Source organism: Paenibacillus sp. MDV22-iso6 (assembly GCF_058408365.1).
In genome coordinates this window covers 46,966-57,715 of record NZ_JBZVDZ010000002.1, presented here as the reverse complement: position 1 = coordinate 57,715, position 10,750 = coordinate 46,966, and the positions used below count along the sequence as shown (strand labels likewise).

Annotated in this window: 8 protein-coding genes; 2 read left to right on the top strand and 6 right to left on the bottom strand. The window is 48.2% G+C overall.

Features of this window, described 5'->3' with window-relative positions:
* Positions 1-67: 67 nt before the first annotated feature.
* The 4 genes from AC4PM4_RS06545 to AC4PM4_RS06530 all read right to left on the bottom strand — a co-directional run bounded on the left by AC4PM4_RS06545 (position 68) and on the right by AC4PM4_RS06530 (position 6,666).
* A complete protein-coding gene (locus AC4PM4_RS06545) occupies positions 68-1,171 on the bottom strand; it encodes a response regulator (protein ID WP_079694990.1) in 1,104 nt (367 codons plus the stop codon).
* A complete protein-coding gene (locus AC4PM4_RS06540; protein ID WP_491613140.1) occupies positions 1,146-4,247 on the bottom strand; it encodes an ATP-binding protein in 3,102 nt (1,033 codons plus the stop codon). The genes AC4PM4_RS06545 and AC4PM4_RS06540 overlap by 26 nt, the downstream gene beginning before the upstream one ends.
* 253 nt (positions 4,248-4,500) lie before the next feature.
* On the bottom strand, positions 4,501-5,853 hold the full coding sequence (locus AC4PM4_RS06535; protein ID WP_491613139.1) for an amino acid permease: 1,353 nt from the start codon (positions 5,851-5,853) through the stop codon (positions 4,501-4,503).
* Between the two features lie 357 nt (positions 5,854-6,210).
* The gene (locus AC4PM4_RS06530) at positions 6,211-6,666 is read right to left on the bottom strand and encodes a GNAT family N-acetyltransferase (RefSeq protein WP_090807670.1); all 456 of its coding nucleotides are present in this window, start codon (positions 6,664-6,666) and stop codon (positions 6,211-6,213) included.
* 256 nt (positions 6,667-6,922) lie between these two features.
* On the opposite strand from AC4PM4_RS06530, the gene AC4PM4_RS06525 reads away from it, so the two are divergent.
* Together AC4PM4_RS06525 and AC4PM4_RS06520 are read left to right on the top strand one after the other, a co-directional pair.
* The gene (locus AC4PM4_RS06525; RefSeq protein ID WP_491613138.1) at positions 6,923-7,498 is read left to right on the top strand and encodes a GNAT family N-acetyltransferase; all 576 of its coding nucleotides are present in this window, start codon (positions 6,923-6,925) and stop codon (positions 7,496-7,498) included.
* Entirely contained in the window at positions 7,495-7,842 is a 348-nt protein-coding gene (locus AC4PM4_RS06520) for a DUF1801 domain-containing protein (RefSeq protein WP_269054768.1), read from the top strand. The genes AC4PM4_RS06525 and AC4PM4_RS06520 overlap by 4 nt, the downstream gene beginning before the upstream one ends.
* Positions 7,843-8,045: 203 nt before the next feature.
* Here the strand turns inward: AC4PM4_RS06520 and AC4PM4_RS06515 are convergent, their stop codons facing one another.
* The gene (locus tag AC4PM4_RS06515) at positions 8,046-9,350 is read right to left on the bottom strand and encodes a DUF1963 domain-containing protein (RefSeq protein WP_491613137.1); all 1,305 of its coding nucleotides are present in this window, start codon (positions 9,348-9,350) and stop codon (positions 8,046-8,048) included.
* Between the two features lie 76 nt (positions 9,351-9,426).
* Entirely contained in the window at positions 9,427-10,605 is a 1,179-nt protein-coding gene (locus AC4PM4_RS06510) for an alanyl-tRNA editing protein (protein WP_063566030.1), read from the bottom strand.
* Between the last annotated feature and the right edge of the window lie 145 nt (positions 10,606-10,750).

Below are 10,750 nucleotides of genomic sequence, written 5' to 3'. Positions count from 1 at the left end.
CAAAAAAAGGGGCTAAAGGCGTAAACCTTAAGACCCATACTTTTTTTATGATCGGTTTTGTCACACTCTAATTTTCCTCCAGCAGCATTCGCTTCTTCAAAGCCTGCACATTTCCGACTCCGCCCAGATCTCCCGCATGCCTCAAGGAGTCAATGAGTAGATCGTAGTAACCCTCCCGACTGGGCTCCAGATCGATCAGCTTTCGAAGCATCGCTATCCGTGGCTCGTTCGTCGCCCCATTCAGAGCATTCGTCAAGTAGGACATCAGGATGGAACGCAACTCGATTCGGTAAGTATCCGCCCATTCATAATGCTCCATCTCGAAGTAATTGCCGCTATATAGATGAAGCATGTCCTTGGCTTCGGTTCCGGCAACTCCCCTCTTCATTCGACCAAGCAACTCTTCAAGATCGCTTCGGATAAACACCGGATTAATCCAGTAGCGCTCGTCGCCGTACCTTACTACTTCGCCATAGCCCACCGACTTAAACAGACTCCGCAAATAATACAGGGAAGTGTGCAACAATTTTTGCCCGCGCTCCGGCGCATCATTCGGCCATAAGTTTTCCAATATGGCGTATTTGTAAACGGGCTGTCCGCGATGATGCCAGAGGAATGCGAATAACTCCTTCGTTTTCTTGGTCCTCCACGTTAATAGCCTTCCGTTTGCAGCATACAGCTCCATGCTGCCTAGTACTTTAAGCGAAAGCAATACCTTACCTTCAACGACAGTGTCCAATTCGCTTGAACCAACGTTGGCAACTCCCCTGTCAAGATCTAGAGGACTGCTACTTAGAATCCGATTTTTGGCCTGGAGATTGGAATAACGGTGCAGTGTCCTGGCCAGCTTGTCCTTGGCGACCGGTTTAAGCAAATATCCGATGGCGTCGGTGTCATACGCATCAATCGCATACTGATCATGTGCCGTTACAAAAACGATCTTAGCAAAGGGAAAGCACGCAGTGATCTCCTCCGCAACCTCCAGCCCGCTTACTCCAGGCATTTCGATATCCAAAAAGATTAAATCCGGCTGCAGCGCGCCACATTGTTCGAGCGCTTCGGCGACCAGCTGAAACCTGCCGACAACCTTCACACCGCCAACTTCGGCCAGCATAATATCCATGACGTCAAGCGCGATCTCTTCATCATCGATCAGAATGGCTTTCCACATAAGGCTCCTCCGTCAAGTAAATTGTAATTCGGGTTCCTTCGCCCAAGCGACTATGAATCTCCAGAGTCCGCCCGTATCTCATTTGTAGCCTGCGGTTCACATTACCAATGCCGATTCCCCCAGTCTTGCCTTGCTCCAGTAATCTTAGCGTTTGTTCGTCCATTCCACCCCCGTCATCCTCGACAACGATCTCCACACCGTTAATGCTACGGGTGACAATAATGTTCACGGTCCCTCCTTCAGGCTTCTGTCCGATCCCGTGACGGACGGCATTTTCGACTATAGGCTGGAGGGTAAGTGGGGGCACCATACCGTGCGCATCTTCATCGATTGTGTAGCTCACGTTCAGCCGTTGACCGAAGCGAAGCTGTTCAATGGCAAGGTAGGCGCGTACCAATTCCAGTTCCCGCTCTAACGGTACTGCATCACCCTGGAAGATAAATGTGAACTTGGAGCGGAGATAGGTGGTCAAATGGTGGATCGTTTCCCGCAGCTTGTCCACGTCCTTATAGCTGAGCCCAACTAGTGCATTCAGGCTATTGTACAGAAAATGCGGCGGAATCTGAGCCTGCAAAAAGTCCATCTCCCGGCGTACCGCCTGCTCAGAGGAGCTTTTCATCGCCAGAAGCGATTGCACTCGTGCTCTAAGTTCTGCCAGCTCAAAAGGCTTCTGCACAATATCATTGGCCCCTGCTGCAAAGGCTGCCAGAATATCCCCCGTCTGCCCCGAAGCGGTCAGCATCAGCACCGGAAGCTCAGCCAGCCCGTGAATCGACCGGATGTCCTTACAGATGTCCAATCCCGATACGCCGGGCATCATCAGGTCGAGTAGAACAAGGTCCGGCTTCTTGCGCCTTAACACCCCCAGTGCCTCTTCGCCGCCTCCCACAGCCGTATACGTGTACCCCATGGAAGCTGCCACGTCCATGGCGACCTTCAGATTGGAGGGTTCATCGTCGACAATCAGAATATGGAGCGCCTCATCTGGCACCTCCACAGCTAGCTGAACCCTAGGGAGCAACGCTGGGTTCTCTTCAGGCTTGATATGTGCCTCACACTCCGTATAATTCTTATACTCGGTATGTCCAGCGTATTCAATAGTGGCCGCCACCTGGTTCTCCCCGCGCCGTGCAATTGGCAACATGAATGTAAACCTGGAACCTTTGCCGACCTCAGACTCTATCTGCATATGTCCGCTCTGCAACTCGACAAGTTGCTTCGATATGCCAAGCCCCAGTCCAATACCGCCCCGCGAATGCGCACCCTGCTCATTATATTGAAAGAACGTCTGAAACAGGTCGTCCATGATCTCCGGAGGAATACCCCTTCCGGTGTCGCTAACGGATATCGCCAGCATATTAGCCCTTCTCTCCGCTGAGATGGAGACCGTTCCACGATCCGTATACTTCAATCCGTTCTCCAACAAATTATGCAAAATCTGCCGAAGCCGGTTCTCATCAGCCATGATAAGAGGTAGATTGGGAGGCAGCTCATTTACAAGCCTGACTCCGCTCTTAACGGGCGAGATCGATAAGGTCTCCATAACAAAATCGGTTGATATGTAAAGGTCTACAGGTTTCGTTTGCACGGAGAGTTGACCGTACCGAATCCGATTCATATCAAGGATGTCATTCACCAGTCCGGCAAGTCGCCTTCCGATCAGGTGAAGCAACCTGACGTTCTCACGATGCTCCGCTGCAAGCGGTGCTTCTTTATTCTCCAGCAGGGCTTCAGACAGATTGATGATACCATGTAAAGGCGTGCGAAGCTCATGCGACGTTTTGGCCAGAAACTCATCTTTTTGCCGGTCATAGATAAGCAATTGATCAGCCAGGCGTTCACTGCGCAGGAGAGCCTCACGAATCCGGTCCCCCATCAGGAATGATTGCGACAACACGACTAGCAGTAGCGTAACGATGATGTAATACGGGCTGTCCAGCGCCAATTGATAACGGGTCAGTGCGAAAATCCAACTAATAATCAAAAAGAACACACCAAGCAAAATATAGTAAATTCTGACCCCGTGATGGCGATTGCGAAAAATTGAAGCAAAGATAAACCCGAAGGCCACTATCTGCAAAAATACGCCAGGCCACAACAGATACAAAAGGTGATCATTGGGAAACCCAATCAGTAAAACCAGATACACATAGGAAAACCAGCGAACTCCCCTGAACAAATATCCGCTTCTCTCGTTTAGATAAATGCGTACATAGTGAATGAAGAACATGATCGCCAGATACGGAAGAATGAAGAGCAGCTTCTGCAGCAGCAGAAACGACATCGAGGGAAACAGAGTCGCCATAACGATCTCGTTGTCGATGCTGAAAAACAATCCTAGTGTCAGACAGAACAAGCTAAAGAAAATTAGATAAGGCTCCCGCCGCCATTGCCTGAACATGCCTGCAAAATAAATGCCAAAAACGAACAACGTGGTGATAACGATGACGTCAGCCATTCGGGCATTGTCCCGCCGGGTCATAACATCCGTTGCCAGTCCAAACTCAGGTGCTTGCACAAGTCCACCTTGCAAGTACCGATAGCTCGACACCTGGACAAGAATCTCAATGGTCCGGTCTTCGGACTTGATCATTCCAAAGAACGGAAAATTGCTGGGCACAAATTCGGCTGCCGATAATCCGGGTTGTCCAGTACCGCCAAGCTCCTCGTCTTCCATATAAATACGACTCGCCATCCGAATCTTTTTGGCTCTAAGTCCATAATCCTCGGGATCGTTTACCAACAGTCGCAGACGGTACGTCCCCGCACCATAGCCGCTTTCCGACACTTCTCCCTTCCATCCTCCGGGAACAGGAAGAAAGTGCGGTTTTAGTTGCTGATTCGCGCCCCGATTGGCGAAGTCGCTGGGTGTCAGCAGTTGATCCTTGTAGAATTCCCATTCCCCGCGAAGCGGGATGATCCCCTGTTCAGCAAAATCCCACTGTCTGGCATCCAGTACGCCTTCCCTCGCCTCCGGATAGTGCACGTTGGGATGAAGCCATTCATAGATAAAGATTGAGGTCGCTCCAGCAAAAACGCCGACCATACCAATTAGAACAAGTAATTGTCTTCTCATGACTGCGTATTCCTTCCTGTCATCGGAGAAAAGATTCGAAATAGATTTATCATATCGAAGTATTTCAAAAAAAACTATTAAAAAGCCTTCGACATTATCATAACAATTTTGATATCGATCGTCCGCTGATTGTATAAATTAAACATCTCACCCAACTCAAATGAGCTGTCTGCTTCTCGTTTTCGACAAAAAAACATCCTGACGCAAGCGCCAGGATGTTTTGATATTGTACAAATATTATACTCTTACAGGATTATAAAACCCGTCCCTTTGTCTTCCTGAATCGAATCAGAGACCAGAGAATCAGTAATACGAGTACAGTTAGACAGATGCTTATGCTGAAACGGTTGCCTTCATCAAACACGAACATGACTGCAATAATGCCGAGACACAGCACAGCAGCTCCAGTTACGTAAGGAAATCCCCAAACTTTAAATGTCGGGTGTACCGGATATCTCTTACGCAGCTTCAGCTGTGAGGTGGCAATACAGATCCATACGAGCATCACGACAAACCCCGGAACCGCCAACAGCACGCGGAAGAGCTGATCTTGTGCGAATAGCCCCAGCATGGAGCCCCCAAGCAGAATCACAGCACATACCAGCAGTGTATTTACCGGACTGCCGTTACGATTCGTTTGTGATAATGCCTTGGGAGCTTCACCACCTACCGCCATGGAATGCATCATACGGGATGCGCCGTAAATGCCCGAATTCGCAGCAGACAGAACGGCGGTCACCAGAATAAAGTTCATAATATGTGCTGCACCGGGAAGTCCCGTGGAAGCCAGCACCTGTACAAACGGACTGCTTTCGGGCCCCAACTCATTCCACGGAATGAGCCCACAGATGATGAGAATCGGCAGCGTGAAAAATAAAATAATTCTCAGCATGAAGTTCCCTACAATTTTGGGCATCACCTTGTCCGCATTTTCCGTCTCCGTTAAGGTTAAGCCAATCAGCTCAGATCCTCCATACGAGAACATGACAACCAATAATGCTGAGAAGATCGATGACCATCCATTAGGAAAGAAACCGCCTGCTTGCGTGTAATTATGCAGATAAGGCGTATTGTCACTTGGAATGATCCCGAAGATCAGACCCGCCCCAAGGATAATAAAAATAATAATCATGGCGATTTTAATACCAGCCAACCAAAATTCAAATTCCCCAAATACCCCTACACTCAGCAGATTAATCAGTATAATAAACACCGCACATGCCAAGCTCAGCATCCACAGCGGTACTTCCGAGAACCAGTACTGCAAAAAGCTCCCTGCTGCGATGACCTCAATTACACAAACCGACAACCAGAGGAAACAATACATCCATCCCATGATAAAGGAGACTCTGCTGCCGAACGCTTCCTGCACAAAGTCTTTCATATTTTTGTTCTTGTACACTGTAGCCATTTCCGCCATCGCAGCCATGACAACCAGTAACAATAAGCCTGCAAAAATGTACGTTACAATGACTCCTGGACCTGCAAGTCCAATCGTTTCGGCGCTTCCTTTGAAAATTCCGGTTCCAATGACACCGCCCATAGCCATAAAGCTAATATGCCTTGGTTTAAGTTTCTTCTGCAATGTTCCTTCTGTCTGAGCCAATTCAAGTCCTCCTGATGTAAAAAACGTCTGTAATCTTCTGTTATATTTTCTGAAACATAACTTCCAGTATACCCTATTGTTCATGGATCAGCCCAGCAGTTCCGTACGGCCAATTCATCCCAAACGAATGCTGACATGACCTATGTTTTATACCCCACAATGATACAAAGCAATCTGTATGCCATTCAATCCGTTCATTTGAATACATTCTACTCTTCTTACGATCTCCAATATGTATGATTTGTTGCAGTCTAGCACTTCGCAAAACAATCATTAAACGCAAAAAAACCAGCGGTCTGTATGCAAAAGAATGCTGGTTTCCTGTGTTCCTGCTATGTTTACTGCCTATCGTGTAAATTATAATTCCTTCGTCATAAAAGCGCTGTTCGGATCCAAACTATAATCTGCAAATGGCTCACAGTATACAAACCCAAAGTCTTCATACAGCTTGCGCGCCGGAATAAAAGAATCCATCGAACCCGTCTCCAGACTGATCCGTTTGTAACCCCGATCCTTGGCAACCTCGATAATATGGGCAAGGATTTGTCTTGCTACGCCTTTTCTCAGGTGGGCTGATGCTGTACGCATTGATTTCAATTCCGCATGCTCCGAATTCAATTCCTTCATGGCACCGCAGCCCAGCAGATCCTCCGCTTCCCATGCGCACCAGAATGTAATCTCAGGTTTCTTTAACCCATCCAGATCCAGAGCGTGAATGCTTTCCGGCGGCGAATCTGCTGCCATACCCTGCAAATGTTCTGCAATTAATCCAATGACTTGATGGCCACTCAAATCGTCTACTTTGATCTCCATATCTACCACTCCTACCGACAATTTTGTTGTGTGTTGTTTACACTGAATACATGTCCAATGATTATATAGTACTACCATGGCAGGTTTTCTGACAACAGATTCAAAAACACAAATGAAATGTCTGTTGTGATACCCTTAAATTTCCATTATAGTGAGGCTATCTGATTACAAAGGAGCGAGGAATATTGCGTAGAAACCATATAGCTAATTGTCATACTGAGGTGAAGCGAACTTAATTTGTGAAAAGGAGACCATCATGACACTATCGACTGAAAATCTGTTTTATAGCAAACGATTGAAAATGACTCCGCCCCGTGCAGAAGATGTGCAGACCATGCTGCAATGGAATGAAGATCCTGAGTATTTGCGAAATGTGGATACGGATATTGCCATTCCATTTTCGGAAAAGCAGCTTGAAGATGAAGGCGAGACGAAGGACAAGGAAGTTTACTTTCGGCTTCGAACGCTAAAGGATGAACAACTGATCGGATTCGTTGTCATTCACAGCATTGAATGGAACAACCGCTGCGGACAACTTGCCATTGGCATCGGACTCGCAGAGCATCGCAACAAGGGATACGGTACGGAAGCATTGAACCTTATTTTGAGGTATGCCTTCCATGAATTGAATCTGGACCGGGTAGGTCTGGATGTCATCGCCTATAATGCCAAGGGCATCCGTGCCTATGAGAAGGTTGGCTTTCTGTTGGAAGGTCGTGCTAGGTCAGCCGTGTATCGTGATGGAAAACGCTATGATCGCTTATTGATGGGAATTCTAAGACCGGAATGGGAAGCACACAATCAGATCAATGTGGAGGGTGGACAAGCATGAGTAAGAATGCGGAAGTCACTGAATTTATCGAACAGATCCCGGTTCCCTGGCAAGCCCAGGTTGCAAGTAAACTGCGAGAGTTGGTACATGAGTCCATTCCTGAAGTAGAGGAACGTGTGCAATACAAGAAACCTCATTTCCTGAAAAACGGTAAATATGCAGCGGTCTTCTCCCCTTCCAAGCCGGCAATATCATTTACGATCTTCAATGCAACCGGACTTGAGCTGCCAGATGGGATATTCGAAGGCCCCGCCGAACGTAAAACAATCAAGATCAAGGAAAAAGATACGCCCGACTATGAGTGGCTGGCTTTACTGCTGACACAGGCATCGGCAGAACTCTAGCTGGAGTTGAGGATATAAGGTGTCTCAGTTTCTTTCAACCGGCTCTAGCGACCATTAAAAAGGCCAACCAGCATATCTGGTTGACCTAGTCATACAAAGGGGCTTCCTAGAATGTTAAATACATATAGGATAGCCCCTTTTGGGTATGCAGCTGTCAATACAAGTAAGTCGCTCTATGAATAACAGATCATTAGAGATCACAGTCAGGATTGTTGATAAGATACCGCGGTCATCTGACACGGCTCGCAAATGAACATGTAATACATGCCATCCCTGTACTCCTCAACCTTGCTCCAGTCCATTTGTCCAACGGCCCTCATCCTAGAAGAGCAGCATGGACAGTTCGGGTACTCCGCGTCCTGAACCCATCCGGGGTGGCCCCCGATCTGGGATGTAGAAGGCTCCATCGCCCACTCACTGCCATGGAACGCATGACGTGGAGCAGTCGCAATCCGAAACTGCCGGCCTGTATCCGGTGCAAGCTGAATATTGTCGTCCGGGTCAAGATCATCCGCTCCCATCGGCATCACATTATGCGTACTCCAGAACGGTTCACCTGCTGAATCCATCTCCATATATACGACGCCATAACAGCTACACATAACGCAAGTCTGCACTTGAAGTCGCTCACTGTTCCAAGCAACGTCCTGCAATGCTGGATGCCGTACATCCAGATCAATTAAGGTCGTTAACTGACTGCCACACCACTCACAGTTATCGTCACCGGTCAACAGCATGGAGATCGGATCGCCAATAGATGTGTCGTCAGCCCCTTCATTCTCTTTTACTTTATAGAGTGAATAACTTGGGGTGATAAATAAATCCTTGCGCTGGCCTTCATTCGTTAACTCCCAACCGGCTTCGGTAGTATAGTGTTCTGGTGCGACATGCAGCTGATCTGCCCAACGAGGTGGCGACTGCCTCCATTGCTGGAACTGACGTACGACCACATCATCTCCAATATAGGCGAGCATGAGCAACAGATTATTCCGATTCTCATCATCGGTGTTCACCCGTTGCAACAGTTTATCACGTACTTCAGCCGAGGCGCTCTTATACAAAATGACAGGGTAGTAGATTTCGTGCTCCAACAGCTCAGGAATCTGTGCAGACAACGACGTATCATGGTAACAGACCAGATACACCAAAATATCTTTACCTGTATCGTCATCCCCCGTACGAATCAGCTGCATCGCATAATCGATCATGAGGGTTTGCTGCTCCGTAGACAAGGATAGATATACTTCTTCTTTGGAATGCTCGTATGCCACATAACGGATTAGTGGATCATGAACCTGGCGTGCATGCATAATTTTCAAAATCTCCACAGGGTCCGTGATTCCCTCATACAAGTCCACGTCGCGCCGATTGGCTTCAATGTATCTCTGATGTGCCTCGCGCTCCATCTCCTGCTTGCAAGGCATGCAGTACCCACCTGTTCTGGCAGCCGTTGCTGGCAAAATCGTATTTGGGCACCCCTCTCGTATGCACGGAATGCGTTCTGTCATCTATGGGTACCCCCTATGCTTTTGATCCTTCTTCACGTTCTACAAGCTCAATCATGTCGATCAGTGGGATGGTAGATTAGTGATGTCCCAGTTGGTCCTTCGTAAATTCATAAAATGCGAGCGCATCTTCGCTGCTGGCAAAACCCGCCTGAGCCATTTTTTCGCTGCCGCCACCTTTGCCCTGGTAGGCTCCGAGATTGCCTTTGAAGAAAGGTCCACAAGCCCACTCCGGCGGCTGCCCGTTCTGTGCTAATACAACTTTGGCCTCCGAGATGCTCGCAAAGAGTACAAGTCCCTCATGTTCTGATGTCAGCTTGGTCGCCAGACTCTGCATATCCTTGAGCGATTTGTCTTCAAAGATTTGGGCAATGACAAGCCCTTCCCGTGCAGATAAAAGCTCTTGTGCATAATAAGCGTCATTGGAAGATTTCACAGCGTTCAGCTCTGCTTGCAGCTGCTTTTGCTCTGCTTCCATTTTGTCGATCCGATCCGCAAGCTCTTCCCGGCTGGTCTTCAATTTGGCTGTAATTCCGGTCAGCACGCTTTGCGCGGCGTTGAACTCATTCAGTGCTCGGTATCCGCATTTAAAATAAATCCGGGTGCCGCCCTTCACTTTCTCGGTTTTCAACAGTTTAATAATTCCGATCTCTCCTGTGGCTGACACATGTGTTCCACCACAAGCGTTATATTCCACGCCCTCGATCTCCACGATGCGAATATCTTCGGTTACGGAAGGCTGCTTCACCAGCGGCAGACGTGCCGCCTCTTCCGCAGTGACCCATGAACTGCTGATTTTGGCATTCCGGTATATCTGCTGATTAACTTCCATTTCAATTGCAGCCAGTTGATTCGCTCCCAGTTCGGCTGCAGCCACATCAATCGAGATATAATCTGTCCCCAGATGAAAACTGAGCGTCATCGCATCTGCCAGCTTCAGCGTAATAGCCGACAGCAAATGCTGCCCGCTATGCTGCTGCATATGATCGAATCTGCGCTGCCAGTCGATATGGCAATCCACGTCATTCTGCTCCGTCGCACGCTCCAGTTTGTGCAGCACCTCACCATCTTCACTAATCACATCCAACACATCAATGCCGCCGATCTGCCCCAGATCACAAGGCTGTCCACCCCCATGCGGATAAAAAGCCGTCTCCGCCAGCGTGACATATATACCATCTTCTTTGTCCACTCTGCCTGTAATTTGTGTATGCCACTCCCGTGTGTACGCGGAGTCATAATAGATTTTTTGCGTCATCGAATCATCCCGATCCCTTCTCGTTCAAATGGCTGTCCATACTCTCCAGATTACACTATCTGGAACCTCCAAGCCAAATTTTCCGACTCACATCTTCGCTTTTCCATATCAAAAAAGACCGCTCTGTAAGCCAAGCTACAGATCG

What these genes read in the sequence shown, in the direction of transcription:
- AC4PM4_RS06545 (WP_079694990.1), bottom strand. Translation starts at nt 1,171, where the DNA reads ATGTGGAAAGCCATTCTGATCGATGATGAAGAGATCGCGCTTGACGTC.
- AC4PM4_RS06540 (WP_491613140.1), bottom strand. Translation starts at nt 4,247, where the DNA reads ATGAGAAGACAATTACTTGTTCTAATTGGTATGGTCGGCGTTTTTGCT.
- AC4PM4_RS06530 (WP_090807670.1), bottom strand. Translation starts at nt 6,666, where the DNA reads ATGGAGATCAAAGTAGACGATTTGAGTGGCCATCAAGTCATTGGATTA.
- AC4PM4_RS06525 (WP_491613138.1), top strand. Translation starts at nt 6,923, where the DNA reads ATGACACTATCGACTGAAAATCTGTTTTATAGCAAACGATTGAAAATG.
- AC4PM4_RS06520 (WP_269054768.1), top strand. Translation starts at nt 7,495, where the DNA reads ATGAGTAAGAATGCGGAAGTCACTGAATTTATCGAACAGATCCCGGTT.
- AC4PM4_RS06515 (WP_491613137.1), bottom strand. Translation starts at nt 9,350, where the DNA reads ATGACAGAACGCATTCCGTGCATACGAGAGGGGTGCCCAAATACGATT.
- AC4PM4_RS06510 (WP_063566030.1), bottom strand. Translation starts at nt 10,605, where the DNA reads ATGACGCAAAAAATCTATTATGACTCCGCGTACACACGGGAGTGGCAT.